Raw genomic sequence first — 26,423 nt, forward strand, 5'->3', positions numbered from 1 at the left:
GATCCTGTGGTCGGTGTTGACCCTGTGGTCAGGTGCTGGGATGCGCCCGCCATGGCGATAACGAGAGGTCGTCGACCAGGCTGCGGATGAGTACGCGGCGTATGACGATCAGCACGGCCGCCACGGCGATCGCCGCCCAGGACGAATCCACACTGAGCCGTAGCAGCCCGGCCGCGGTGAGCAGCTCCAGCGTCACCCGCAGTGCGGGCAGCGGTGCGCGGAAGACGAGCAGTGCGGTGACACCCAGCACGATGGCGGCGATGGCCAGACACCACGCAGCGCCGAGGACCACGCTCATGGTGCCTGCGGCGGCTGTGGGACGGTCGGTCGGCCGTTCAACAGTTCGATCTCCCGTTGTTCCTGGGCGATCTCCCGGTTCAGGAAGTAATTGAGGGCCGTGCGGATGGCGGCGATCGCCGCGAGCTTGCCGATCTCTTCGAACGACGGCGAGATCGCGGTGCGCAACACATCCGCGGCGAGCTGGAATTCGAGCCCCAGCACGAGGAACCGGGCCAGCGTGAGGCGCACTGCCGAGAACTGGTTGATATCGCGTCGTCCCAGCGCGAGAACGAATTTCGCGACTGCGACGACGGCGCCGATCATGATCACCACCGCACCGCATGCCTCGATCAGACGGACCATCACGTCCACCATCTCCCGAAGCGTGGCCTCGGGCAGGATTTCGATCGCGTGCAGGGTCGGACTCATCGGACCGGCAGCTCAGACGCCGCGGGCACGGTCGCCCTGCAGTTCCAGCGGTTCGGGCTCCATCGGCGCCGGCCCCCGCCGCGATCTGCGCATCCGGCGCTCCAACCACGTGGCGAACCAGGACAGGGTGAAGTTCAGCGCGATCATCAGCGCGGCGATCACGATGAGGGCGGGAATGTAGTTGCCGTACGCCGAACCGATCACGGTGCCCTGGCGCACCATCTCCACGAACGTGATCTGGTAGCCCAGCGCAGTGTCCTTGAGCACCACCACCAGCTGCGAGATCAATACCGGCAACATCGAGGTGATTGCCTGCGGCAACAGGATGGATCGCATCGTCTGGCCCCACGTCAGCCCGAGCGACGACGCGGCCTCGCCCTGCCCCCGCGGCAGCGCATGCACCCCGGCCCGGACGATCTCGGCGATGACGGCGCCGTTGTAGAGCGTCAAGCCGGTGATGACACCCGCCAGCGCGAGGTGGCGAGAGGGGAAGACGTCATAGAACGCGTACAGGAAGTAGGCGAAGATCATCATGATCAGCACCGGTACGGCGCGGAAGAACTCGACGAACACCGAGCAGAACCAACGGATTCCGGTGTGCGATGACAAGCGGCCGACGCCGAGGAGGAACCCGAGCACCAACGCGAGCACGATCGACACCGCCGCCGCGGTCAGCGTGCCCTCGATACCGGGCAGGACGTAGGTACGCCACAGATCGGCGGTCAGGAACGGTTCCCATTTCTCGCCGGTGAGCTGGCCCCGGGAGTCCAGGCGCGCGTACACCACCCACGCCACCAGCACCAACACCACCACGGTGACCGCCGAGATGATCCGGTTGCGCACCCGTGCGCGCGGCCCTGGTGCATCGAACAGGACTGAGGATCCGGCGCTCATCGGCTTCGTCCGTTTCTCGCGCAGGCGCTGACCGGTGCACCAATCCTCATCACCGCGCCACCGCCATCCGCTTGCCCAGCCATCCGAACAGCAAGCCCAACGGCAGGGTCAACAGCACGAATCCGAACGCGAAGATGCCGCCGACGACCAGCACCGCCGCGGTGTTCTCGATCATCTCCTTCATCAGCAGCGCCGCCTCGGCCACGCCGATCGCCGAGGCGATCGTGGTGTTCTTGGTCAGCGCGATCAACACCGACCCCAGCGGGATGATGACAGCCCGAAACGCTTGCGGCAACAACACGATCCGAAGATTCTGACCGAAGGTCAGGCCGAGTGAACGGGCCGCTTCGGCCTGGCCCAGCGGAATCGTGTTCACCCCTGAGCGAACCGTCTCGCACACGAACGACGCCGTGTAGACGGTCAGCCCGAGCACCGCCAGCCGGAAACCGCTGTCGGCGATGAACGTGGCCGACTGTCGGTCGGCCAGCGTCAGGCCGAGCGTTTGCGACAGCCCGAACGAGCAGAACAAGATGATCAGCGTCAGCGGCGTGTTGCGGACGAGATTGACGTAGGCCGTCCCGATCCAGTTGAGCATCGGCACCGGTGCCAGCCGCATCGCGGCCAGCACCGTGCCGAGCACCAGGGCACCGACCGCGGACAGAACCGTGAGCTGGACGGTGGTCCAGAACGCGGCGAAAATTTCCGCGCGGTACTCGGTGAAAACCTCCACGTGCGGCTCCGGTGGCTACCTGTGCGTTCAGTTGTCGAGCGGCGGCGGGGTCGGCGCGGTGATACCGGCCGGGCCGAGGTTCTTGTCGAACGCTTCCTTCCAGGCGCCGCTTTCCTCCATCTTGGTGAGCGCATCGTTGATCTTGGTGCGCAGCTCGGCGTCGTCCTTCTTCAGGCCGATGCCATAGCGCTCCTCCGAGAACGGTTCACCGACGATCTTGAAAGCGCCCGGGCTCTGCGCGGCGTACCCGGCCAGGATGACCTCGTCGGTGGTGACGGCGTCGACAGCACCGTTCTTCAGCGCGTCGATACACGCCGAATAGGTGTCGTACTGCTGCAACTGCACGCCCTGGTACTCATCCTTGATCCGCTGCGCCGGCGTCGAACCCGACACCGAGCACAGAATCTTGTTGTTCTCCAGCGACGCCGCCCCGGTGATTTCGTTGTCGTCCGAGCGCACCAGCAGGCTCTGGCCGGTGATCAGATAGGGCCCCGCGAAAGACACCTTCTCCTTGCGTGCATCGGTGATCGAATAGGTAGCCGCGATGAAGGTGACCTGACCGTTCTGGATCAGGTTCTCGCGCTGCGCCGACGGCGCTTCCTTCCACTCGATCTGCTCGGGGGAGTAGCCGAGCTCGCCGGCGACGTAGGTGGCGACGTCGACATCGAAACCGCTCATGGTGCCGTCGGGGTTCTTCTGGCCCAGCCCGGGCTGGTCGAACTTGGTTCCGATGACGATGTTGTCGCCGCCGGTGCCGCCGCCCCCTCCGTCACCACCGCCGCAGGCGGTCGCTGCGAACGGAAGGGCGGCGGCCAGTGCGAGCGCACCTACCGCCCGCACGGACAGTGACTTGGGGAACATGGTGGTGTCCTTTCGTGGTGCTCGGTCAATTCAGTGGTGCAGGATCTTGCCCAGAAAGTCCTTGGCGCGGTCGCTCTGGGGATGGTCGAAGAACTGGACGGGTTCGGCATCCTCGACGATGGCGCCATCGGACATGAAGACCACCCGGTTGGCCGCCCGTCGAGCGAATCCCATCTCGTGGGTGACCACCAGCATCGTCATGCCCTCGGTGGCCAGACCCGACATCACCGCCAGCACCTCGTTGATCATCTCGGGATCCAGCGCGCTGGTCGGCTCGTCGAACAGCATCACCTTCGGGTTCATCGCCAGCGAGCGGGCGATGGCGACCCGCTGCTGCTGTCCGCCGGAAAGCTGGGCGGGATACTTGTCGGCCTGGTTGGCCACCCCGACCCGCTCGAGCAGGCTCATCGCCTTCTCCCGCGCCTGTTCCTTGGACGCCTTACGCACCTTCGTCGGCGCGAGTGTCACATTCTCCAAGATTGTCTTGTGCGCGAACAGGTTGAACGACTGGAACACCATGCCGACGTCGGAACGCAATTGCGCGAGTTTGCGTCCCTCCTCCGGCAACACCACGCCGTCGATCGCAATGGTGCCCGAGTCGATCGTCTCCAGCCGGTTGATGGTGCGGCACAACGTCGACTTACCCGACCCCGACGGGCCCAGGACGACGACGACCTGGCCCCGCCCCACATCGAGGTCGATGTCCTTGAGGACATGGAGCGCGCCGAAATGCTTGTTGACCGCTTTCATAGAGATCATCGGCACGTCAGGGGACTCCCTGGGGCTCTCCATGCGTGAAGACCTTACCCAGGGAACGTCCAGAGTGCTGGAAGTCGACGATGCGCGATTTCGGGGCGACCCGGGGCGCTCCGTAGGATGGGCGCGTGACTTCCACGGTGACGCGCTCGGCGAGCGGGGTTGCGTCCGCTTACCCGGACCGCGACGCCGCCGCGCGGCGCACCTTCGAGGTACGGACATACGGGTGCCAGATGAATGTGCACGACTCCGAGCGTCTGACCGGACTGTTGGAGACCGCCGGATACCGGCGCGCCGGTGCCGGCGAGGACGCCGACATCGTGGTGTTCAACACCTGCGCGGTGCGCGAGAACGCCGACAACAAGCTGTATGGCAACCTGAGCCACCTCGCGCCCCGCAAACAGGCTGACCCGACCATGCAGATCGCCGTGGGTGGATGCCTGGCCCAGAAGGACCGCGACTCGGTGCTGCGAAAGGCTCCCTGGGTCGACGTGGTGTTCGGGACCCACAACATCGGATCGCTGCCGGCGTTGCTCGAGCGGGCCCGCCACAACCGCGCCGCCCAGGTCGAGATCGTCGAGGCGCTACAGGAATTCCCGTCGGCGCTCCCTGCCAGTCGCGAATCATCTTATGCAGCATGGGTTTCCATCTCCGTGGGGTGTAACAACACCTGCACCTTCTGCATCGTGCCGTCGCTGCGGGGCAAAGAGGTCGACCGTCGGCCCGGTGACGTGCTCGCCGAGGTCCGGTCCCTGGTCGACCAGGGTGTCCTGGAGATCACCCTGCTCGGACAGAATGTCAACGCCTACGGTGTGTCGTTCGCCGACGCCCGCTTGCGCGAGGATCCGGCGGCACCACCGGACGAGCCCCGGGACCGGGGTGCGTTTGCGAAGTTGCTGCGGGCCTGCGGGCGTATCGAAGGGCTGGAGCGGGTGCGGTTCACCTCCCCGCACCCCGCGGAGTTCACCGACGATGTGATCGAGGCCATGGCCGAGACGCCCAACGTATGCCCGACCCTGCACATGCCGTTGCAGTCCGGCTCGGATCGCATCCTGCGTGCGATGCGCCGGTCCTACCGCGCCGAGCGCTATCTGGGCATCATCGAGCGGGTGCGCGCGGCGATCCCGCACGCCGCGATCACCACCGACCTCATCGTCGGCTTCCCCGGCGAAACCGAGGAGGATTTTCAAGCCACCCTCGACGTCGTCGCGGCGGCCCGGTTCTGCAGCGCATTCACCTTCCAATACTCCAAGCGGCCCGGCACCCCCGCCGCCGATCTGCCCGGGCAGGTTCCCAAAGCCGTTGTGTCCGAACGGTATCAGCGGCTGATCGAGCTTCAGGAGCGGATCTCACTGGAAGAGAACACCGCCCAGCGGGGGCGCACGGTCGAGGTGCTGGTGGCCACCGGTGAGGGTCGCAAGGACGCCGCCACCGCCCGGATGTCGGGACGGGCCCGCGACGGCAGGCTGGTACATTTCGCCCCCGGACCGGCCGCTGACCAGATCAGACCGGGGGACATCGTCGTCACCACCGTCACCGGCGCCGCCCCGCACCACCTGATCGCCGACGCCGCGCTGATCGAGCACCGTCGCACCCGGGCCGGCGACGCGCATGCCGAGGGCAGGAAACCGCGCACCGGCGTGGGTCTGGGAATGCCCGCCGTCGGCGCGCCCGCGCTGGTGCCGACCACAGCCGGATGTGCCCGATGAGCGCGCAGACCCCCGGTGCGAACGGTTTCGACCAGTTCAAGGGCGACCTCGAGGCCGCTGAGCGGCGCGTCGCGCGGGAGATCGATCCCGGGGCGCGCGCACTGTTCCTCGCCATCGTGGTCTTCGTGTTGTTGGCGACGCTGGTGCTGCCGCACACCGGAGGTGCCCGCGGGCTGGACGTCCTGCTGGGCTCCGACGCCGCGATCGACAACGGCGTGGCGCTGCCCTCGCGGGTCTTCGTCTGGCTGTCGCTGGTGTTCGGTGTCGGCTTCTCGATGCTGGCGCTGCTGACCCGTCGCTGGGCACTGGCCTGGATCGCCCTGGCCGGGTCGACGGTGTCGGCGTTCCTCGGGTTGCTCGCGGTGTGGTCGCGCCAGACCGCCCTCGGCGAGTATCCCGGCCCGGGGGTGGGACTGATCGCGGCATGGCTGTCGGTGATCCTGTTGAGCTACCACTGGGCCCGGGTGGTCGCCACCCGCACCGCCCTGCAGTTGGCGGCCGAGGAACAGCGGCGCAGAGTGATCGCGGAAGGGCAGCAGAAAGGTCTGCTGGAGACCTTCGGCGAGGAGGGCGACGACACCGCCCCGCCCAAGGACTGACTGCCCGCCTTTTCAGCGTTTGCGGCTCAGCGCGTCCGCGGCCGCATCGGCCCACTGGCGCCACTGCTCGGCGCTGGCCCTGGCCTGCTCGGCATCCTTGGTACGACCGGCGGCAGCCGCTTTCTCGGCCTGGCGTTCGAACTGCTCGGCGCGCGCCCGGAACTGGTCGGCCCGAGCCTGGGCCTCGGGGTCGACACCTCCGGTCGGGGTGTCGCGGATCTTCTTCTCCACCGCGCGCAGTCGGCGTTCCAGTTCAGGTGCGCGTTCGCGCGGCACCTTGCCGATGGCGTCCCACTTGTCACCGATGGCGCGCAGCGCCGCCCGGGCGGCATCGAGGTCGGCGGTGTCGATCCGCTCAGCCTCGGCCAGCAGCGCCTCCTTGGCCTCGGCGTTGGCGCGGAACTCCGCATCACGTTCGGCGGTGGCGGCGTTGCGTGCCGAGAAGAACTTGTCCTGGGCGGCCTTGAAGCGCTGCCACAGCGAATCGTCGACATCCTTGGCGGCCCGCCCCGCGGCCTTCCATTCGGTGAGTAGATCGCGGAACGTCGCGGCGGTGGGACCCCAGTCGGTGGAGTCGCACAGCTGCTCGGCGCGTTCGCACAGCGACTCCTTGGCCTGCCGGGCGCCCGCCCGTTCCCGATCGAGTTCGGCGAAGTGCGACCCACGCCGGCGGTTGAACGTCTCGCGGGCTGCCGAATAGCGCTTCCACAGCGCGTCATCGACCTTGCGGTCGAGTCCGGTGATCGTCTTCCACTCGTCCAGGATGGCGCGCAGACGATCCCCGGCAGCCTTCCACTGGGTCGAATTGGCCGCCAGCTCCTCGGCCTCGGCGGCGAGGGCCTCCTTGCGGGCCGTCTGGGTGGCGCGCAGTTCCTCCCGTTTGGCCTTTTCTTCCTGGGTGGCGGTGTCGGCCTGCTCGATGATCGTCGCGAGACGCCCGGCCAGCGAGTCCACATCGCCGAGGACGTGGGCGTCGGGAAGGCCCTCGGCCAACGTCATCGCCGCCGACCGGATCTTGCGGGCATCGCCGGTGCCCGACGCCAGCCGGGTTTCCAGCAGCACCACCTCGGTGTGCAGGTCGTCGAATCGGCGCCCGAAGTGGGCGAACGCGGCCTCGGCATCACCGGCCTGCCAGGACCCGATCATGCGTTCGCCGGACGCGGTGATCAACCAGACGGTGCCGTCCGGGTCGACGCGACCGAAACGGTGCGGATCGCAGGTCGGCGCGGTGCCCACCACCGGCGCCGAGGCGGGAACCGCCGGACGGGGTCCGGGCCGTGCCGGGCCGGGTCTGGGTCTGGCGACAGCGGACGGCGTCGGCCTCGACGGAGCCGCGGCCTGCTGTACGGGATCAGCGGCCTGGCGGCCGTCTTCCTGGGATCCGCCCGATTCGGTGGTCGTCATGTCGGTTACCTCGTGTCTCCGCGCGGTTTCCCCGCGCACTGCCGCGCAGCGCGGCGCCTGTCAGCGTGACAACGCTCTCAGAGGCTATTCAAACAGGTTGGCTCGTGCTGCGCCCACGCCTTGGGCGCTGCCGCTCTCTAGGCTCGGTCCGAAACCTTCCCCGAACCGGTCCGAAATCCCGAGGAGATCGCCGATGGCCAAGGCGGATCTTGCCGCCCTGTTCGCGTTGGCCGCCGCCTTTTTCGTGGCGGTCGGTGACGTCATCCACCAGCGTTCGGCCCACGACGTGACCGACGACCAGGTGGGTCACCTGCAGCTTTTCGGCAAGCTGCTCCGCGACGGCAGGTGGTGGGCGGGCAGCGCGGTGGCCGCCGTCGGATTCGCGCTGCAGGCCGCGGCGCTCGGTCTGGGCTCGGTGCTGCTGGTGCAGGCGCTGCTGGTCACGTCGCTGCTGTTCGCGCTGCCGATCAGCGCCAGGCTTTCCCACCGGCGGGTGACGCGGTGGGAATGGCTGTGGGCGGCGCTGCTGGCCGGGGCCGTCGCCGTGATCGTCACCGTCGGCAATCCCACCGAAGGTGCGTCGCGGGCGTCGCCGCAGACCTGGTTGACGGTGGCGCTGGTGCTCGGACCGGCACTGGTGCTGTGCATGGTGGGGGCCACCGTGTGGTCGGGACCGATCAGCGCGGTGCTGATGGCGGTGGTGTCCGGCGCGCTGTGGGGACTGTTCGCGGTGTTGACCAAGGCGGTGGTGCACCGCCTCGACGTCACCAGCGTGGCCGGAGTGCTGGAGCTGCTGCGAACTCCCGAGCTGTATGCGTGGGTTGTGGTGGCGGTCCTGGGCACCTCGACCCAGCAGGCGGCGTTCCGCGCGGGTGCGCTGACGGCGTCATTGCCGACGATGACGGTGGCCGAGCCGATGGTGGCGTGCGGACTCGGCGTCGTGGTCCTCGGGGAGACGCTGCGACCCGGTGAAGCGGGTTGGGCCACGCTGCTCGTCGCGGTGGCGGTGATGGTGGCGGCCACCGCGGCGCTGGCCCGTGGCGAAGCGGCGGCCCGGGCTCCCGCACCCACCTGATTAGTGTGGGCAGTCGTGCTGAACGCCATCGCGATCGTCCCGTCGTCACCGCTGATGGTCCCGCAACTCGCCTCGTCGGCGACCGGCGAAACCGAGGACCTGCGCGGTGCGGCGGTCTCGGCGGCGGCCGGCCTTCCGTCACGCTGGATCGCCGTCGGTGTCGACGCCCGGGACGGCGTGTACGGACCGCCGTCGCCGGGGACGTTCGCCGGCTACGGCGTCGACGTGCGGGTGAGCCTGTCTGCCGAGCCCGGTGCCGACGAACCCACCGCTCTGCCGTTGTGCGCGCTGATCGCGGCGTGGCTGCGCGGACAGGCCGCACCGCAGGGGCAGGTCGAGGTGCGGACCTGTCGCAGCGATCTGGCCGGTGAGGCCGCCGTCGAACGGGGTAGGCAGCTGCGCACCCAGGTCGATTCCGCGGTCGAGCAGCTCGGCGTGCTCATCGTCGCCGACGGCGCCAACACCCTGACCCCGGCGGCGCCCGGCGGCCACGACCCGGCCTCGGCGTCGGCGCAGGCCGCACTCGACGACGCGCTGGCCGCCGGCGACACCGCAGCGCTGCGCCATCTGCCTGCGTCGATCCTCGGGCGGGTGGCCTATCAGGTGCTGGCCGGTCTCGCCGAGCCGGGGCCCGGCAGCGCACGCGAGCTCTACCGGGGCGCTCCCTACGGCGTCGGCTACTTCGTCGGAATCTGGACCCCGTGACAGCGGCGCGACCGTTGGCGATCATCGGGCCGACCGGCACGGGCAAATCGGAGCTGGCGCTGGCCGTAGCCGAGGCGCTGTCCGCCGATATCGCCGCCGAGGTGGTCAACGCCGACGCGATGCAGCTCTACCGTGGCATGGACATCGGCACGGCCAAACTCACGGTCGCCGAGCGGCGCGGCGTGCCCCACCATCAGCTCGACGTTCTCGACGTCACCGAGACGGCCACCGTCGCCCGGTACCAACAGGCTGCGGCGGCCGACGTCGAGGCGATCGCGGCTCGGGGGGCGCTGCCGATCATCGTCGGCGGATCGATGCTCTACATCCAGTCGTTGCTCGACCAATGGTCCTTCCCGGCCACCGACCCGCAGGTGCGGGCCCGGTGGGAACAGCGGCTCGCCGAGATCGGGGTCGCGGCGTTGCACCGCACGCTCGCCGACGTCGACGCCGCCGCGGCCGCGGCGATCCTGCCCAGCGACGGGCGCCGCATCGTGCGTGCGCTGGAGGTGGTCGAGCTGACCGGACAACCGTTCGCGGCGTCGGCGCCGAGCATCGGCATACCGCGCTGGAATGCGGCGATTGTCGGATTGGACTGGGAGACCTCCGCTCTCGACGAGCGGCTGGCCCGCCGGACCGATCTGATGTTCGAGCGCGGATTGGTCGCCGAGGTGCTCGCGCTGCACGACCGTGGCCTGCGTGACGGTGTGACCGCCGCCCGCGCACTCGGCTACGCGCAGGTGCTCGCCGACCTGTCGGCCGGGGGCGACGGCAGCGCGGCGCGCGAGCCCACGTTCGTCGGCACCCGCCGGTACGTGCGCCGGCAACGCTCGTGGTTCCGTCGTGACCCCCGCATCAGCTGGGTCGACGGGGCGGGACCCGGCCTCGTCGACGCGGTGTTGCGCATCTGGCGCGACGTATCCTGACCTGGTGAAGTTCGCCAAGGGCCACGGCACGCAGAACGACTTCGTGCTGCTCCCGGACCTCGACGCCGAGCTGGCGCTGAGCCCCGCCGCGGTCACGGCGCTCTGCGATCGCAGGCAGGGCCTGGGCGCCGACGGTGTGCTCCGCGTGACCACCGCTCGTGCCGCTCAGGCTGCGGGTGTGTTCGACCGTCTCCCGGAGGGCGTGGCGGCAGACGACTGGTACATGGACTACCGCAACGCCGACGGTTCCGTCGCGCAGATGTGCGGCAACGGTGTGCGCGTGTTCGCGCACTACCTGCGCTGCAGCGGGCTCGAAGACCGCGACGAGTTCGTGGTCGGCTCACTGGCCGGGGCCAGACCCGTGGTGCTCAACGGGGCGACCGGCACCACCGCCGATGTCACCGTCGAGATGGGCAAGGTGAACCTGCTGGGCCCCGGCTCCGCGACGGTGGGGGACCGCCGGTTCACCGGGCTGGCGATCGACGTCGGGAACCCGCACCTGGCCTGCGTCGATCCCACGATGAGTCCGTCCCAGCTGGCTTCCCTCGACGTCGGTGCGCCGGTGCGGTTCGATTCCACCCAATTCCCCGACGGTGTCAACATCGAGGTGCTCACCGCACCTACCGATGGTGCGGTGGCGATGCGGGTACATGAGCGCGGGGTGGGGGAGACGCGCTCGTGCGGTACCGGAACCGTCGCGGCGACCGTCGCGGCACTGGCGCATCAGGGTGCGCAGACCGGCGCGTTGACGGTGCGTATCCCCGGTGGGGAGGTGGTGGTGACCGTGACCGGGACGACCAGCTACCTGCGCGGACCGTCGGTCCTGGTCGCCCGTGGGGAGCTCGCCGACGATTGGTGGGCGGCGCAGCGTGGCTGACGGCGTCGCGTTGAGTCAGCGTGGCTGACGGCGCTGTTGAGTCAGCGTGGCTGACGGCGCTGTTGAGTCAGCGTGGCTGACGGCCCCGTTGCGCAACTCCGGGCGGTTCCCGCCCCGCGAGTCCACGGCGGGAACCGCGTTTTCGGCGGTCGGGTGGAACTGTTGCGGTGGCCGGCGCGTTAATAGGGGTGCATGAGAAGCGACATTCGTGCGAATCTTGATTCGCCTATGACTTATCCCGAATTTCCCGACCACACCCCCAGCGTCGGTGAACTGGCCCTTCAGGACCGGACCGCGCTGCGTCGCGTCGCCGGACTGTCCACCGAACTGGCCGACGTCTCCGAGGTCGAGTACCGCAAGCTGCGACTGGAGCGGGTCGTGCTCGTCGGCGTGTGGACCGACGGCAGCGCCGCCGACGCCGACGCCAGTCTCGCCGAGCTCGGCGCGCTGGCCGAGACGGCGGGCTCAGAGGTGCTGGAAGGTCTCATCCAGCGGCGTGACAAGCCCGATCCGTCCACCTACATCGGCTCGGGCAAAGCCGCCGAACTCCGCGAGATCGTGCTGGCCACCGGCGCCGACACGGTGATCTGCGACGGTGAGTTGAGCCCCGCGCAGCTCAACGCGCTGGAGAAGGTGGTCAAGGTCAAGGTCATCGACCGCACTGCTCTGATCCTCGACATCTTCGCCCAGCACGCCACCAGTCGCGAGGGTAAGGCGCAGGTGTCGTTGGCACAGATGGAGTACATGCTGCCGCGACTACGCGGGTGGGGTGAGTCGATGTCCCGCCAGGCCGGTGGCCGGGCCGGCGGTGCCGGCGGTGGCGTCGGTACCCGTGGACCCGGTGAGACCAAGATCGAGACCGACCGGCGGCGGATCCGTGAGCGGATGGCCAAGCTGCGCCGCGAGATCCGCGATATGAAGCAGGTCCGTGACACCCAGCGCGGACGCCGACTGGCCAACGACGTGCCGTCGGTGGCCATCGTCGGCTACACCAACGCCGGTAAGTCCAGCTTGCTCAACGCACTCACCGGGGCCGGCGTGCTGGTCGAGAACGCGCTGTTCGCCACACTGGAACCGACCACGCGTCGCGGTGAACTCGCCGACGGACGCGAGTTCGTCCTGACCGACACCGTCGGGTTCGTGCGGCACTTGCCCACCCAGCTCGTCGAAGCATTTCGTTCGACGTTGGAGGAAGTTGTCGACGCCGAGTTGTTGCTGCACGTGGTGGATGGTTCCGACGTGAACCCGCTGGCGCAGATCAATGCGGTGCGCCAGGTGATCAACGACGTGATCGCCGAAACGGACGCACAGGCACCGCCGGAGTTGTTGGTGGTCAACAAGATTGACGCCGCGCAAGGCCTGACCCTGGCGCATTTGCGGCAGGCGCTGCCCGGTGCGGTGTTCGTCTCCGCCCGCTCGGGTGAGGGACTCGATCGCCTGCAGGCGCGCATGGCCGAGATGATCGCACCCCGCGACACTGTGGTCGACGTCACAATCCCTTACAGCAGAGGAGATCTCGTCAACCGGGTGCACGCCGAGGGGCGGGTGGATGCGGTGGAGCACAACGAATCCGGCACCCGGATCAAGGCGCGGGTACCGATATCGCTGGCGGCCGCGCTGAACGCCTACGCGACCTATTGACCTTCACGAATGAGCTACTCGCACGAATGTGCGGTAGCGTAAGCGTCGAACATCGGCTGCGACCGCTGTGTGCGGTGCCCATCTCGGCACTGGAAGCCCATGTGCCCCGAAGCGCATGTGCCCCCGAGCGCATGACGCCACGTGAAGCCGCCGACGACCGATTACCCCGAAGGACCACGACCACCCGGTCACGACCAACCACTCACGACCAACCATTGATGACGGCGACACCGCCGCTGTGTGCGCACTTCCGCTGGACGAACTTCGTCGCGGTCGTCGGGCACACGCCCGACAGCCTGAAAGGCGCACATGAACACCCCTTCCTTCGCACATCTCGGCGTGCCCGCACCCCTGGTGCAGTCCCTGGCCCAGCGTGGTATCGCCGAGCCGTTCCCCATCCAGGCCGCCACTCTTCCGGACGCGCTGGCAGGACGCGATGTCCTCGGCCGCGGAAAGACCGGCAGCGGGAAAACGCTGGCGTTCTCGATCCCGCTGGTGGCCGCGCTGACCGGACGCCGCAGTCAACCCTCGCGCCCGTCCGGACTGGTGCTGGCGCCGACCCGCGAGTTGGCGACCCAGATCACCGCAACCCTGGAGCCGCTGGCCACCGCGAGCGGCCTGCGTATCACCACCATCTTCGGTGGCGTGTCGCAGGGCAAGCAGGTCAGTGCGCTGCGCTCGGGTGTCGACATCGTGGTGGCCTGCCCCGGACGTCTGGAAGATCTGATGGGGCAGAAGGTGATCAGCCTCGCTGACGTGGCCATCACCGTCCTCGACGAAGCCGACCACATGGCCGATCTCGGCTTCCTTCCCGGTGTCACCCGGATCATGGCGGCCACCCCGGCCGACGGGCAGCGGCTGTTGTTCTCGGCGACGCTGGACAACGGCGTCGACAAGCTGGTCCGGCGGTTCCTCCACGATCCGGTGTTGCACTCGGTCGACGAGGTCGCCGATGCCCCGGCGCAGATGACCCACCATGTGTTCCACGTCGGGGGAGTTGCCGAGAAGAAGGAACTGGTGCACCGACTGGCCTCCGGGACCGGCCGCCGGATCCTGTTCATGCGCACCAAGCATCAGGCCCGCAAATTGGCCAAGCAGCTCACCGATTCCGGTGTGCCGTCGGTCGATCTGCACGGCAATCTGTCCCAGCCTGCTCGTGAACGCAACCTGGCCGCGTTCAGCAGCGGTGCCGCCCGGGTGCTGGTCGCGACCGACATCGCAGCTCGTGGTGTCCACGTCGACGATGTCGAACTGGTCGTACACGTCGATCCGCCCATGGAACACAAGGCCTATCTGCACCGGTCGGGTCGGACCGCCCGGGCCGGCAGCGACGGTGACGTCGTGACCGTCGTGCTGCCCGAGCAGCGCAGGGACACCCAGCAGCTGTTGCGCCGTGCCGGTATCACGGTGCGCCCGCGCGACGTGGACGCGAATTCCTCCGAGGTGCATGCGCTCGTCGGCGAGGTCGCACCGTTGCGGCACACCGCTCCCACGGCCCACCCTGCGCCCCAAGCCGGTAAGCCCAGGCAGAATCGCGGTGCCGAACAGCAGCGGGGCGGCCCGTCTCGCGGCAGCCGTGGCTCACGCGGCCGCAGGCCCCGTCGGGCGCCTCAGCGATCGGCCAACACCGGGGGCTGATGCGCGCGCACCGGCGGCGGTGCGCCGGTGTACTTCTCGACCTGCACCAGCGCATGCGCTCCGGTGCAACCGTGTGCCAGCGACGACGTGCCGACATCGTCGGTGAGCATGTTCGGGTTGCCGTGTACACACATCGAATCGGGGTCCGTCGGGTCGGCGGGGTCGAACCAGGCGCCGGTGGACAACTGCACGACGCGCGGTCGCACCCGGGCGTCGATGACCGTGCCGGCCAGGCACGCACCTCGGTCATTGAACACCCGCACCACATCCCCGGCAGTCACACCTCGTTCGGCGGCATCCTGCGGGTGCATCCGAATCGGTTCGCGGCCGGCGACTTTCGATGCCTGACTGACCGCGCCGCCGTCGAGTTGACTGTGAAGCCGGCCGGCGGGCTGATTGGCCAGCAGATGCAGCGGATAGCTGCGGGCTCGTGCTCCGCCCAGCCATTCGCCGGGCTCGAACCATGCCGGGTGGCCGATGCAGTCCCGGTAACCGAAACCGGCGATCTCAGCGGAGAAGATCTCGATCTTGCCGCTGGGTGTGGCGAGGCGGTGCGCGCGCGGATCGGCGCGAAACTCCGAGAGCAGGGTCATCCCTGTCTCGGTGGGCAGCCGCAGCCGGCCCGCCCGCCAGAACTCCTCGAATGACGGGACCTCGAAATCCAGCGTCGCCGACCACTGCTCATAGAGATGAACCAGCCACTGCGAGGACGTGCGACCCTCGGTGAACGCCTCGGAGAAACCGAGCAGGCGGGCCAGCTCGCCGAAGGTGTCGTAGTCGTCACGCGCCTGTGCGTAGGGTTCGGTGAGCTTCGGCATGGCCATCAGCACGGGGTCGTTGCGTGAGCCGGAAAAGTCGTCGCGTTCGGCGAATGTGGTTGAGGGGACCACGATATCGGCGTGCCTGGCCATCGGCGTCCAGTACGGCTCGTGCACGACGACGGTGTCGGGCCGGCGCAGTGCGCGACGTAACCGCGGAATGTTCTGGTGGTGGTGGAACGGATTGCCGCCCGCCCAGTAGACCAGTTTGATCTCCGGGTAGCGCAGCGACAAACCGTTGTAGTCGAACCGTTCGCCAGGACGTAGCAGCATGTCACTGACGGCTGCGACCGGGATGAAGGTCCGTACCGGGTTGACTCCCTGCGGCAGCCGGGGCAGGCCGCAGCGTAGCGGTGCCAATCCGGGTTCGTTCATCGAGCCGTAGCCGTGACCGAATCCTGCTCCCGCAACGCCGATCTGGCCCAGCATGGCGGCCAGCGTCAGGCCCATCCAGGGCGCCTGTTCACCGTGGCGGGTGCGCTGCAGCGACCAGCTCACCGTGACGAGTGTGCGGCCGGCGGCCATCCTCCGGGCCAGCGTGACGAGTTCATCGCGGTGAAGGCCGCAGATGCTCTCGGCCCAGCTCGGCGACTTCGGCACACCGTCGTCGGTGCCGAGCAGGTAGCGCTCGAAACGTTCATATCCGGTGCAGTGGGTTGCCAGGAAGTCGCGATCTGCCAGGTTTTCGGTCGCCAGCACGTGCGCCAACGCCAACATGATGGCGACGTCCGTGCCGGGTAGCGGTGCATACCATTGGCATTCACCGTCGATGTCGTCTCGCAGCGGGGAGAAGGACACGATCCGGCCGCCGCGCGCCCGGAACCGGTTCAGTGCGTCGCGCGCCGGATGGGCGGTGGTACCACCGTGGTTGACGCCGGTGTTCTTGAGCGCCATGCCGCCGAAGCACACCAGCAGGTCGGTGTGTTCGACGATGACTTCCCACTGGGTGGAGCGCTTGAACAGGTCGTCGTGGGTGCCGACCACTCGGGGCATGATCACCCCGGTCGCTCCGAGACTGTACGAGTGACGCGAAAACGTATAGCCACCAAGACAATTCAGAAAACGGTGCACCTGGCTCTGAGCGTGGTGGAAACGTCCGGCGCTGGACCACCCGTAGGAGCCGCCGTAGATCGCCTCGTTGCCGTACGTGTCGACAACGCGGCGCAGTTCCTCGGCGAGCCGTTCGATGAGCTCGGGCCAGGTCACGGCGACGAACTCGTCGGCGCCCCGGCCGGTGCCGGGTCCAGGGCCGCCCTCGAGCCAACCGCGGCGGATCGCCGGGGTGGTCACGCGCGAGACGTGCCGGACCGAGCCGGGCAGATTGCCCAGGGCCGGGGACGGGTCGTCGTCGCCGGGGATCGCCGACACCGACACGATGTCTCCGGATTGCACCGTGGCGCGAAACGCTCCCCAGTGCGTCAGGCTGGTGCGAGCAGCGGCCACGACCCTGAGTCTAGTGAGGGCATGCCCGCCGGCCGCGTCCCGACCACGTCCCCTGCCGCGTCCTCCCATGCCCCGACCAACCAGCTGGTTGGGGTGGGGTACGTTGGCCGCAACTGTCCGTACCGACCATCTCGGAGACATTGCCATGGGCGCCCAAGCCGCTTCGGAAACCACATCAGTCATCGCCTACCAACGAACGTTGTTCGAGCCCGAGCACGAGATGTTCCGGGACTCCTTCCGCACTTTTCTGGACCGCCACGTCGCGCCCCACCACCAGGAGTGGGAGAAGAACAAGCTGGTCGACCGGGACGTCTGGCTGGAAGCGGGCAAGCAGGGCTTCCTCGGGATGGCGGTGCCCGAGCAGTACGGCGGCGGGGGCGTCGAGGACTTCCGCTACAACACGGTCATCACCGAAGAGGTCACCGCCGGCCGGTACAGCGGCCTGGGTTTCAGCCTGCACAACGACATCATCGCCCCGTATCTGATCCGGTTGGCCACCGAGGAGCAGAAGCAGCGGTGGCTGCCGAAGTTCTGCAGCGGCGAGCTCATCACGGCCATCGCAATGACCGAACCCGGCACCGGCAGCGATCTGCAGGGCATCAAAACCCGCGCGGTCAAGGACGGGGACAACTACATCCTCAACGGCGCCAAGACGTTCATCACCAATGGAATCCACTCCGACCTGGTGATCGTGGTCGCCCAGACCGACCCCGACAAGGGTGCCCTGGGGTTCTCGCTGCTGGTCGTGGAACGCGGGATGGACGGGTTCGAGCGCGGTCGCAAACTCGACAAGATCGGTCTTGACGCACAAGACACCGCAGAGCTTTCGTTCACCGACGTCACGGTGCCGGCCGAGAATCTGCTGGGCGAGGAGGGGCAGGGATTCATCTACCTGATGCAGAACCTGCCGCAGGAGCGCATCAGTATCGCGGTGATGGCTGCGGCGGCGATGGAGGCGGTGCTGGACGTGACGTTGCAGTACGCCAAGGAGCGCAAGGCGTTCGGTAGGCCTATCGGCAGCCAGCAGAACAGCCGGTTCCTGCTCGCCGAACTGTCCACCGAGGCCACCGTGGTGCGCATGATGGTCGACGAGTTCATCAAGCTGCACCTGCAGGACAAGCTCACCGTCGAGCAGGCGGCGATGGCCAAGTGGTACTCCACCGAAAAGCAGGTCCACCTCATCGACCGCTGTCTCCAGCTGCACGGCGGCTACGGCTACATGCGTGAGTACGACGTCGCCCGGGCGTACCTCGATGCGCGCGTGCAGACCATCTACGGCGGCACCACCGAGATCATGAAGGAGATCATCGGGCGCAGCCTGGGAGTGTGAGCGTCGGGTGTGGGGGGGTGGTGCCGCATCGCCTGCGCATATTCTTGGGCGGGATTCGGCGAGGTGACTTGGTTATCGACGTCTGCTGACGCACAGTGAACGCACGCGGTAACTTTCTCAGAATTTTGCAAGCCTGCAGAAGGACCAGTCGCCGACCGCGGGGAGGAAGAATGAGCCGGCAGCCGATGCTGCGCCGACGATTGGCCGGTCGCTTGGCGATCGGGCTGCTGGGGGTGGCTACTGCGCTCCTGTTCGCCCCGGCCGCAGCTGCACAGCCCGAAGTCGAAGCCAACGACGCGATCACCGCCGCGTGGCAGGCCGGTGGTGGCGACACCGGACCGCTCGGACCCAAGACGGGCGATGTGTATCCCGCCGGCGACGGATTCGCGCAGAATTTCGCCTCCGGCACCATGTTCTTCACCCCCGCCACCGGCGCCCGCTTCATGCAGGGCGCAATCCTGCAGAAGTACGAGTCGCTCGGTGGACCCGCCGACAGTGACCTGGGGTTCCCGACGATCGACGAGGGCCCTGGCCGCGCCCCGGGGAGCCGCAACAGCACGTTCAGCGCCTCTGACAACCCGGTCATCTTCTGGACGCCGGCGACGGGCGCCAGAGTGGTCCGCGGACCGATCAACGCGGCCTGGGACAGGTTGGGTGGATCTTCGGGCGTCCTCGGAGTGCCTGCCGAGGACGAGACCTACGACGGCGCGGTCGTCACCCAGAGGTTCACCGGCGGTGAACTGTCCTATGACTCACGGGCCAAGACGTTCACCACAGTGCCTCCCGAGCTGGCCGGCCAACTCGGTGATCTCACGATCCCCGACGATCCGGTGGCGTCGATCAACGCGGCCCGCCGCGCCGCTGGTGGCGCGCTCGGGCCGTTGGGTGCCGCCGAAGGCGAGCCATACGAGATCGGGTCCGACGGAATGGGCCAGGACTTCGTCAACGGCACCATCTTCTACAGCCCGGACACCGGCGCCAACGTGGTGACTGGACAGGTGTTGGCCAAGTACCAGAGCGTGGGTGGTCCGGAAGGGGACCTCGGGTTCCCGATCACCAGTGAACAGGACGGCGGCCTGGCACCGGCGAGCCGCATCAGTGCCTTCGCCGCAGAGGACAAGCCGGTCATCTTCTGGACTCCCGACCACGGTGCGGTGATCGTGCGCGGGGCGATGAACGCCGCATGGGACGAACTCGGCGGGGCGACCGGCGAGCTGGGCGCCCCGGTGTCGGATCAGACACAAAACGGGGATGTGATCACCCAGCGATTCAGCGGTGGTGCCATCTCCTGGGACACGGTGACGCAGAAGTTCAGCACCGAACCGGCCGGACTGGCGGCACAGCTGGCGGAGCTGGAAGTGCCGGGGGCCGGACCCCCACAGGCGTCCTCTCCGACCCCCCAGGCGGCTGAGAACACCGAGAGCTCGGGGCTGAGGTGGACCTGGTGGTGGTTGCTGGCGCTGGTCCCGCTGCTGCTGCTGGGTGGGTTGGTCGGGCTGGCCGTGCTGCGTAAGCGTCGACGCCGCGACGAACAGTTCTTCGGCGAATCGGAGAGCGGGCCGCAGCACGACCAGGACGACGACGGCCGCGAAGACGAAGTGTTCGGCGACCGGTATGCCCGCGAAGGACTCGGATCGTTGGGTGCCGCGTCGTCGACGGGCAGGGACTTCGGTGCGGAGCCGCCCAGTTTCTGGGGTTCGCCGGCCGTCGGCGACAGCGCTGCGCGCGATGACGAGGCGCCGAACGTCGCACTCGGTGAGCAGGACGACCCGGACGCGGTGGACACGGCTCCGACGCGGGTGGTGACGGTCGACCCGGCGCCCGAGGCCACCAGCGCCGAGGACCTGTCCCACGATGTGGTCGAGGGGCCCGACGAGGCGGATCTCGACGACAGCGAGGTCCGGGACGACAGCGACAGCTGGGACGACCGGGACGGCTGGGACGACAGCCACGACTGGGACGACCGGCACGACAGCGACGACAGGACCGACAGGGACGACCGGGCCGACCGGGCCGACTGGGCCGACTGGGCGCACCGGGACCTCGACGATGCCGACCGGGCAGGTCTGGGTGACTTCGCGGCCGCTGACCGTGACGAGGCGGAGTTCGATCGGAGGCCTCCGGCCGCCCCGGTGCTGCCGCCGCCCGCCCCGCCGGTGCATGACGCGATCACCGACACCGGCCGGCACGCCCGGATCGACATCGACGAGCCCACCCCGCTCGGGACGGCGCTGCACATGCCGTTCGACGATCCCGCCGAGATCCCCGACGGGTATCCGATTAAGGCCGACACCAAGTCCGGCCTGTTCTGGACTCCGGACAGCAGCGATTACGACGAGGCGCCGGTCGAGATCTGGTTTGCCAGCGAGGAAATCGCACGCACCAACGGTTTCGTCCGGGGAGAGTAAGACCGCGGTCTGCGGGGTTCCGGTCGACGCGCGGGCCGGTCAGATCTTGCGGATGACGGTCACGACCTTGCCCAGGATGGCCGCGTCGTTGCCGGGGATCGGGTCGAAGGCCGGGTTGTGCGGCATCAGCCAGACCTGACCCCGGGTGCGCTTGAACGTCTTGACGGTCGCCTCACCGTCGATCATCGCGGCCACGATGTCTCCGTTGTCGGCGACGCTCTGCTGCCGGACCACCACCCAATCGCCATCGCAGATGGCGGCGTCGACCATGGATTCGCCGACCACCTTGAGCAAGAACAGCGAGCCTTCGCCGACGAGTTCGCGGGGCAGCGGGAAGACGTCCTCGACAGCCTCTTCGGCCAGGATGGGCCCGCCCGCGGCGATGCGTCCCAGCACGGGCACGAATGTGGGTTCGGGAAGCGAGTCGGAGCCGGCGACATCGGTCGTGACGATGGGAGCGGCGGGGGCCGCGATGCCGTCGTCGGCGCCACGGACATCGACTGCGCGCGGACGGTTGGGGTCGCGGCGCAGGTATCCCTTGCGTTCGAGGGTGCGGAGCTGATGGGCGACCGATGAGGTGGAGGTCAACCCGACGGCGTCGCCGATCTCCCTGATGCTCGGCGGATAGCCGCGGCTGGTCACCGACGCGCGGATGACGTCGAGGATGGTGCGCTGACGTTCGGTCAGGCCAGAGTCCCGGCCTCGGCCTGCGCCGGAGCCGTTGGTGCTGTCTCTGCTGTCGTCACTCATGGGCCTGAATGTAACGCGACCGCCGCCGATAATCAAACATGTGTTCGAGGTGTGTCGCCCTGTGCAGACGAACCGCTGTGGACGGACCGCGGCCGTTTTTCGCGTCGCCGGGACGTGTCGGTGGCGTGCGTTAGCGTTCGCAACAGTTCGATCACGTGTTCTATCAATCGAACACCTGATCGACTAGAGTTCGAACACAAGAGCGAACGGTCCTGATACGGAAGGCGAGCAGATGACCATTCTCGACGATCGCGCAACCTGGAACGAGTTCGAGCGCGCGCCCCGGCTGCGGATCGGTGACGGCCGGGTGCGGCCGGCGGTCCCGGCCCGTAGGCCGGCGACCCGCCGGCCGGGCGGCGGCGCCGCCGTTCGCTATCGGGGCACCGGGGTACTGGTGTCGCGGGCATCGCACCGGCGCCGCCCGATCACGCCGGTTACCACGGTGTTGCTGGCGTTGGTGGCCGCGGCGATCACGCTCTGGCTCGGGCTCGTCGGCCAGTTCGGCGGTCTGGCCGGCGGTGAGTCCGCCGTGCCGGGGCGTCTCACAGTGGTCCAGGTGCACAGTGGCGAGTCGTTGCAGCAGGTGGCACAGCGCGTCGCCCCCGATGCCCCGATCGCCGACGTCATCGACCGAATCCGTGAGTTGAATCAGCTGCAGTCGGTGGCGCTGGACGCTGGCCAGACACTGATCGCGCCGGTCGCCTGAGGCGCCCGCAGAGATTCCAAAACCGCTGCGGCCCAACCCTTCTGAGGACCGGTCCAATGAGGTACGCGCCGCTGAGTCCGGCATTGCGCCACCCGCGGCTGACGCAGGTACGCTCAAGGGCGTTCGAAGCGGTTGACTGTCGATGCGGCGAAGGAGCGGTGATGCACTGTCCGTTCTGCCGGCATCCGGATTCGCGTGTCGTGGATTCCCGGGAGACCGACGAAGGTCAGGCCATTCGTCGGCGCCGGTCCTGTCCTGAATGCGGGCGCAGGTTCACCACGGTCGAGACCGCGGTACTGGCGGTCGTGAAGCGCAGCGGCGTGACCGAACCTTTCAGCCGGGAGAAGGTCATCCGCGGTGTGCGGCGCTCCTGCCAGGGCCGTCAGGTCGACGACGATGCGCTCAATCTGCTCGCGCAGCAGGTCGAAGATGCAGTCAGGGCCACCGGATCGGCCGAGGTTCCCAGCCACGAAGTGGGTCTGGCCATTCTCGGTCCGCTGCGTGAGCTCGACGAGGTCGCCTATCTGCGGTTCGCATCGGTGTACCGCTCATTCTCATCGGCCGAGGACTTCGAGCGTGAGATCCAGGCGCTGCGCGCCCACCGTGAGGCGGCGGCGCAAACCTGACGCGCCCGCCCCTGCCCTGTGTCCCGCACGCCGGCCGGACGCGCCGTCAGTCGATCTGACGTTGCCCGTCGTCTACCACACGTCCGGCGACCTGAACCCATCCCTCCGGGCTCCACGTGGTTTCGATGACCGATCCCTGACCCTGCACGATCGTCAGATCACGACTGAGATGCTCGGTGATTCGGACCGCCGCGGCGCCGGTGGCCTCGTCCTCCCGAATCCCCAGATGCGGGGCGAACATCCGGGAACGAATGGTTCCAGCGGCCTCGTCCAGCCAGGTCCACAGATAGTGCTCGGAACCGTCGGCGTAGTCGTCGGGATCGGCCGCGGCCAGCTCGTCCGGCGACTCCACGTCGTGAATCGCGAACGCCGGCGCCCAGTCCGCCCGGGCGCTGACCGAGGTCAGATCCCCGCTGTAGCCGACCTGCACGATGCCCGCCGGTACCTGCAGCGTCTTGATCGGCATGCCGCGGTCCTTGAGCCACCAGGACGCGCCCACGGTGGGATGACCGGCGAAGGGCATCTCCGTGGTGGGCGTGTGGATGCGGGCGTGGGCGCTGTGCGTGCCCGCGTGCGGAAGGGTGACGAACACCGTCTCGCTGTAGCCCAGTTCGGTGGCGATGCGTTGCCGGTCGCCCGCGTCCACTGTCGCCGCGTCCACGACACCGAGCGGGTTGCCGAATCTGCCGTCCTGGTCAGTGAATACGCGCAGCACTGTCACGTCGATGGCCATGCGCCGATGCTACGTCGTCGCCCGCGGAACCCCGGTCAGGTTGCCGAACGTTCGTCGGCGCCCATGGCGTCGAGCACCGCGACGCGTGTGTCGAGCGGACCGGAGATGGTGCCCTCGCTGATACCGGTACGGAGCAACCCGCGCAGATACTCCTGGTCGTACACCGCCGGCTCGGTCGAGCTGATGAACTTCTCGACCACCTCGACGAAGCGATCCGGATCGTCGTGGAACGGGAAGTGGCCCGAACCCTGGAAGATCTCCAGCTCCGAACCGGGCATGGCTGCGTGGGCCATCTCGGCGTGGCTGACCGGAATCACGGCGTCGAGGCTGCCCCAGATGAGCTGCACCGGAACCGACTGGGTCAGGTAGCAGCGGTCGAGCATGGTGACCACCTGCCCGCGCCAGTCGACAACGGCGCGTAGCGTTCGGGCGAACGCCGATGACGCGGTCGGCTCGGGCAGGTCAGCCAGGATGCGCAGCATGTCGGGAATGTCGCGGCCGACCCCGGTCGACCCGAGCACTGTTCCGCTGAGCCGCCCCAGGACCTGAAGGGCCGGCAGTACCAACGGCAGGCGCAACAGAGCCAGCGCCTCGCTGCCCATCGGCAGCGACGCGATGCGCAAAGCGATGTTGACGTCCTTGGTGACTCCGCCGGCGCCGACCAGAATCAACCGGTTGACCAGCTGGGGGAACTGATAGGCGAACTGCATGGCCACGCCGCCGCCGAGAGAGTGCCCGACCACCGTGACACTGTCGATGTCGAGAACGCTCAGCAGATCCCGCATACCGTTGGCATACGCGGCGACCGAGTAGTCGGCGCGCGGCTTGTCGGACTTTCCGTGGCCCAGCAGATCCGGTGCGATGACGGTGAATCGCTGCGCCAACTGGGTCTGCACGGTGCTCCAGGTGGTCGAGTTGTCCCCGATGCCGTGGATGAGCAGGATCGCCGGACCGGATCCCGCGACCCGGAAGGCTCGCCGATAACCGTGGATCGTGCAGTACTTCAACGTCGGCGTGAGTTCGCGCACGGGCCGCAGGTTCGGCTTGCGTTCGGTCATGTCGCCCACTTCGTCGTCGGGACGGGTTCCAGCCGGCGGAACTACAGGCCTTCCCTGGGGTCGTCCCCGTCCTTCGGCTTCTTCTCACCGGCCTGTTGAGCGAGGAATCGCTCGAATTCGGCGCCGAGTTCCTCTCCGCTCGGCAGATCCTCGTCCCGCGCCAGCAGCGACCGGTTCTCCTGAGCGGCAACGAACGCATCGTACTGGCGCTCGAGAGCCTCCACCACCTGAGCGACCTCTGCACTGGCCGCCACCTGCTCATTGATCTTGTCGAACACCTCGGCAGCGGCCTGGGTGAGTCCCGCGGTGGGGATCTCCAGCGAACCATTCCTGGCAACTTCGGAGATCAGTGTCTCGGCCGCCGACGGGTAGTCGGTCTGCGCCAGATAGTGCGGGACGTGCGCGGTGAAACCGACGACCTCGTACCCGTGCTGGGCCATCCGGAACTCCAGGAGATTGGAGACGCTGCCGGGAACCTGAACCTCACCCACCCACGGCTGGTGGTCGGCGATGAGCTCCTTGTCGTTGGAGTGCGCGGTGAGCGTCATCGGCCGGGTGTGCGGAACCGCCATCGGGATGGAGCCCAGGCCGATCACCCGGCGCACGCCGAGCCGCTCGGACAGTAGGCGCACCGCCGTCACGAATCGCTCCCAACGCAGATCCGGCTCCAGTCCGGCGAGCAGCAGAAAGGGCGTGCCCGCGGTGTCGTGCAGCGCGTACAGATTGAGTTCCGGCTCGTCGTAGTGGGTGAAGTGATCGGTCTTGAAGGTCATCAGCGGGCGCCGGGACCGGTAGTCGAGCAGCTCGTCGATCGCGAAGGACGCCACCAGCTCGGTGTCGAGCGTGTTCTTCAGATGCGCGGCCGAGAGCCGGATCGCATGTCCGGCGTCGGAGAAGCCTTCCAGCGCGTGCACCAGCACCGGGCCGCGGCCGTCTGGCGACGACAACTGTGGGCCCGGGAACTCAAGTTCGTACATTCCGGTCTGCTCCGGCTGATACTGCCGGCCGTGCTCGTCGTCAGCCATCCGTCTCGCCTCCTCGCCTCGGTACCCGCAACACACCTGATGCCGGTTGGAACCGTGAACGTCCAGTGTCCCGCACAGGCACGGCGGTGCGACGGCGGGCCACCGGGCGTCACCCAGTTGTTCGAACGTGCACACGCCGATGTGACATTCCGCGCCGGTGGGTCGCGATCTACCCGGCCTGGTCGCCGAGGAAACGCCGGGCGGGGAGGATCGTGGGGTGTCCTCTGCCCGGGTGGCTGTCCGACTGTCGGCGCGGTGTCTGTGGTCAGCCGTGCTGGCGACGCTGCTGACGGCATGCGGACCGCAACTGTCGGCGACCCGGGCGCCTGCGGACCCGGCACTGCCGTCGGTGCGCCCGGCGGCGCCCGATCCCCGCGTCGGGGCGGTCTTCGTCGGGGACGTGCACATCTGTTCGGCCGCGGTGCTGGACTCACCGGCCGGCGATCTGATTCTGACTGCTGCCCACTGTCTGACCGCAGACACCGACGCCGAGTTCGTGCCCGGGTTCGGCGCGGGAGACTCGGCTGCCGATGGTTGGCAGGTCGACGCGGTGTTTTTCGACCCGCGCTGGATCGACGGCTACGATCCCGCGGCGGACTTCGCTGTCGCGCGGGTGAGCAGGGCAGACGGCGCCCGGCTGCAATCGGCCGCCGGTGCGGGTCTGCGGTTGGGCTCCGCGCCGGAGGTGGGCGAGGAGGTCACCGTCCTCGGGTACCCGGCCGGCATCGGGGGCGGTCCGACCGCGTGCCGGGCGCCGGCAGCGCCGCAGCGGCACGGGTTCCCGAGTCTGCGCTGCGACGGGGTGGTCGCTGGCTTCTCCGGCGCTCCCTGGATCTCGGGTTCGACGGTCACCGGCGTCATCGGTGGGCTCGACGGCGGCGGATGCGCCGAGGAAGTGTCCTACTCGCCGCCGTTCGGTGCGGCGGTGTCGGCGTTGGTGGCACGCGCCGAGGCAGGTGGACCCGGGGATGACGCGCCCGCGTCGTTCGACGACGGGTGCGGATGA

At 68.3% G+C, this 26,423-nt stretch carries 25 protein-coding genes; 13 read left to right on the top strand and 12 right to left on the bottom strand.

The features are described 5' to 3' along the window. Nucleotides 1–28 precede the first annotated feature (28 nt). From ACNUDN_RS11180 to ACNUDN_RS11205, 6 genes are read right to left on the bottom strand one after another with little or no spacing between them, the layout of a single operon-like run. A complete protein-coding gene (locus tag ACNUDN_RS11180) occupies nt 29–298 on the bottom strand; it encodes a hypothetical protein (protein ID WP_419122001.1) in 270 nt (89 codons plus the stop codon). Beyond that, the gene (locus ACNUDN_RS11185; RefSeq protein WP_419122002.1) at nt 295–708 is read right to left on the bottom strand and encodes a DUF1622 domain-containing protein; all 414 of its coding nucleotides are present in this window, start codon (nt 706–708) and stop codon (nt 295–297) included. The genes ACNUDN_RS11180 and ACNUDN_RS11185 overlap by 4 nt, the downstream gene beginning before the upstream one ends. Nucleotides 709–720: 12 nt before the next feature. After that, on the bottom strand, nt 721–1,602 hold the full coding sequence (locus tag ACNUDN_RS11190; protein ID WP_419122003.1) for an amino acid ABC transporter permease: 882 nt from the start codon (nt 1,600–1,602) through the stop codon (nt 721–723). A gap of 49 nt (nt 1,603–1,651) precedes the next feature. Further along, the gene (locus tag ACNUDN_RS11195) at nt 1,652–2,332 is read right to left on the bottom strand and encodes an amino acid ABC transporter permease (protein ID WP_419122004.1); all 681 of its coding nucleotides are present in this window, start codon (nt 2,330–2,332) and stop codon (nt 1,652–1,654) included. A 27-nt stretch (nt 2,333–2,359) separates the two neighbouring features. After that, nucleotides 2,360–3,193: a glutamate ABC transporter substrate-binding protein gene (locus ACNUDN_RS11200; RefSeq protein ID WP_419122005.1), complete on the bottom strand. Its 834-nt coding sequence runs from the start codon at nt 3,191–3,193 to the stop codon at nt 2,360–2,362. A gap of 30 nt (nt 3,194–3,223) precedes the next feature. Continuing rightward, the gene (locus ACNUDN_RS11205) at nt 3,224–3,952 is read right to left on the bottom strand and encodes an amino acid ABC transporter ATP-binding protein (RefSeq protein WP_419125114.1); all 729 of its coding nucleotides are present in this window, start codon (nt 3,950–3,952) and stop codon (nt 3,224–3,226) included. Nucleotides 3,953–4,089: 137 nt separating this feature from the next. On the opposite strand from ACNUDN_RS11205, the gene miaB reads away from it, so the two are divergent. Both miaB and ACNUDN_RS11215 read left to right on the top strand, forming a co-directional pair. Beyond that, on the top strand, nt 4,090–5,658 hold the full coding sequence (gene miaB / locus ACNUDN_RS11210) for a tRNA (N6-isopentenyl adenosine(37)-C2)-methylthiotransferase MiaB (protein WP_419125115.1): 1,569 nt from the start codon (nt 4,090–4,092) through the stop codon (nt 5,656–5,658). Beyond that, entirely contained in the window at nt 5,646–6,257 is a 612-nt protein-coding gene (locus ACNUDN_RS11215) for an Rv2732c family membrane protein (RefSeq protein WP_419122006.1), read from the top strand. The genes miaB and ACNUDN_RS11215 overlap by 13 nt, the downstream gene beginning before the upstream one ends. A 12-nt stretch (nt 6,258–6,269) precedes the next feature. Here the strand turns inward: ACNUDN_RS11215 and ACNUDN_RS11220 are convergent, their stop codons facing one another. Next, entirely contained in the window at nt 6,270–7,661 is a 1,392-nt protein-coding gene (locus ACNUDN_RS11220) for a DUF349 domain-containing protein (protein ID WP_419122007.1), read from the bottom strand. 193 nt (nt 7,662–7,854) lie between these two features. Between ACNUDN_RS11220 and ACNUDN_RS11225 the strand changes: the two genes are divergently transcribed. The 6 genes from ACNUDN_RS11225 to ACNUDN_RS11250 all read left to right on the top strand — a co-directional run bounded on the left by ACNUDN_RS11225 (nt 7,855) and on the right by ACNUDN_RS11250 (nt 14,520). After that, a complete protein-coding gene (locus ACNUDN_RS11225; protein ID WP_419122008.1) occupies nt 7,855–8,736 on the top strand; it encodes a DMT family transporter in 882 nt (293 codons plus the stop codon). A gap of 15 nt (nt 8,737–8,751) precedes the next feature. After that, entirely contained in the window at nt 8,752–9,441 is a 690-nt protein-coding gene (locus tag ACNUDN_RS11230; RefSeq protein WP_419122009.1) for a class III extradiol ring-cleavage dioxygenase family protein, read from the top strand. Continuing rightward, nucleotides 9,438–10,364 (top strand): tRNA (adenosine(37)-N6)-dimethylallyltransferase MiaA, encoded by a 927-nt coding sequence (gene miaA / locus ACNUDN_RS11235; protein WP_419122010.1) that lies wholly within the window; start codon nt 9,438–9,440, stop codon nt 10,362–10,364. The genes ACNUDN_RS11230 and miaA overlap by 4 nt, the downstream gene beginning before the upstream one ends. Before the next feature lie 4 nt (nt 10,365–10,368). Further along, nucleotides 10,369–11,241 (top strand): diaminopimelate epimerase, encoded by an 873-nt coding sequence (gene dapF, locus ACNUDN_RS11240; RefSeq protein ID WP_419122011.1) that lies wholly within the window; start codon nt 10,369–10,371, stop codon nt 11,239–11,241. A gap of 228 nt (nt 11,242–11,469) precedes the next feature. After that, entirely contained in the window at nt 11,470–12,882 is a 1,413-nt protein-coding gene (gene hflX / locus ACNUDN_RS11245; RefSeq protein WP_419122012.1) for a GTPase HflX, read from the top strand. A gap of 309 nt (nt 12,883–13,191) precedes the next feature. Beyond that, the gene (locus ACNUDN_RS11250; protein WP_419122013.1) at nt 13,192–14,520 is read left to right on the top strand and encodes a DEAD/DEAH box helicase; all 1,329 of its coding nucleotides are present in this window, start codon (nt 13,192–13,194) and stop codon (nt 14,518–14,520) included. Here ACNUDN_RS11250 and ACNUDN_RS11255 read toward each other — a convergent pair. Further along, nucleotides 14,493–16,781 (bottom strand): molybdopterin-dependent oxidoreductase, encoded by a 2,289-nt coding sequence (locus tag ACNUDN_RS11255; RefSeq protein ID WP_419122014.1) that lies wholly within the window; start codon nt 16,779–16,781, stop codon nt 14,493–14,495. The genes ACNUDN_RS11250 and ACNUDN_RS11255 overlap by 28 nt on opposite strands. A 145-nt stretch (nt 16,782–16,926) precedes the next feature. Here ACNUDN_RS11255 and ACNUDN_RS11260 point away from each other — a divergent pair, with 145 nt between their 5' ends. Next, entirely contained in the window at nt 16,927–18,111 is a 1,185-nt protein-coding gene (locus tag ACNUDN_RS11260; protein ID WP_431961119.1) for an acyl-CoA dehydrogenase family protein, read from the top strand. A gap of 170 nt (nt 18,112–18,281) precedes the next feature. Next, nucleotides 18,282–20,519: an LGFP repeat-containing protein gene (locus tag ACNUDN_RS11265; RefSeq protein WP_431959864.1), complete on the top strand. Its 2,238-nt coding sequence runs from the start codon at nt 18,282–18,284 to the stop codon at nt 20,517–20,519. Between the two features lie 39 nt (nt 20,520–20,558). Here the strand turns inward: ACNUDN_RS11265 and lexA are convergent, their stop codons facing one another. After that, nucleotides 20,559–21,269, bottom strand: a complete 711-nt coding sequence (lexA, locus tag ACNUDN_RS11270) for a transcriptional repressor LexA (protein WP_419122015.1) — start codon at nt 21,267–21,269, stop codon at nt 20,559–20,561. Between the two features lie 232 nt (nt 21,270–21,501). Here lexA and ACNUDN_RS11275 point away from each other — a divergent pair, with 232 nt between their 5' ends. Then, nucleotides 21,502–21,975, top strand: coding sequence for a LysM peptidoglycan-binding domain-containing protein (locus ACNUDN_RS11275; RefSeq protein ID WP_419122016.1), 474 nt, complete (start codon nt 21,502–21,504; stop codon nt 21,973–21,975). 161 nt (nt 21,976–22,136) lie between these two features. Then, nucleotides 22,137–22,601, top strand: coding sequence for a transcriptional regulator NrdR (nrdR, locus tag ACNUDN_RS11280; RefSeq protein WP_419122017.1), 465 nt, complete (start codon nt 22,137–22,139; stop codon nt 22,599–22,601). A gap of 46 nt (nt 22,602–22,647) precedes the next feature. On the opposite strand, the gene ACNUDN_RS11285 is transcribed toward nrdR, so the two are convergent. The 3 genes from ACNUDN_RS11285 to ACNUDN_RS11295 are packed head-to-tail and all read right to left on the bottom strand — an operon-like array spanning nt 22,648 to nt 25,417. Continuing rightward, nucleotides 22,648–23,334, bottom strand: coding sequence for a PhzF family phenazine biosynthesis protein (locus ACNUDN_RS11285; protein ID WP_419122018.1), 687 nt, complete (start codon nt 23,332–23,334; stop codon nt 22,648–22,650). Between the two features lie 35 nt (nt 23,335–23,369). Continuing rightward, nucleotides 23,370–24,392, bottom strand: coding sequence for an alpha/beta fold hydrolase (locus ACNUDN_RS11290; protein ID WP_419122019.1), 1,023 nt, complete (start codon nt 24,390–24,392; stop codon nt 23,370–23,372). 41 nt (nt 24,393–24,433) lie between these two features. Beyond that, a complete protein-coding gene (locus tag ACNUDN_RS11295; RefSeq protein ID WP_419122020.1) occupies nt 24,434–25,417 on the bottom strand; it encodes a proteasome assembly chaperone family protein in 984 nt (327 codons plus the stop codon). A gap of 232 nt (nt 25,418–25,649) precedes the next feature. On the opposite strand from ACNUDN_RS11295, the gene ACNUDN_RS11300 reads away from it, so the two are divergent. Next, entirely contained in the window at nt 25,650–26,423 is a 774-nt protein-coding gene (locus ACNUDN_RS11300) for a trypsin-like serine peptidase (RefSeq protein WP_419125117.1), read from the top strand.

This window comes from Mycobacterium sp. smrl_JER01 (genome assembly GCF_048513595.2).
Taxonomy (GTDB): Bacteria; Actinomycetota; Actinomycetes; order Mycobacteriales; family Mycobacteriaceae; genus Mycobacterium.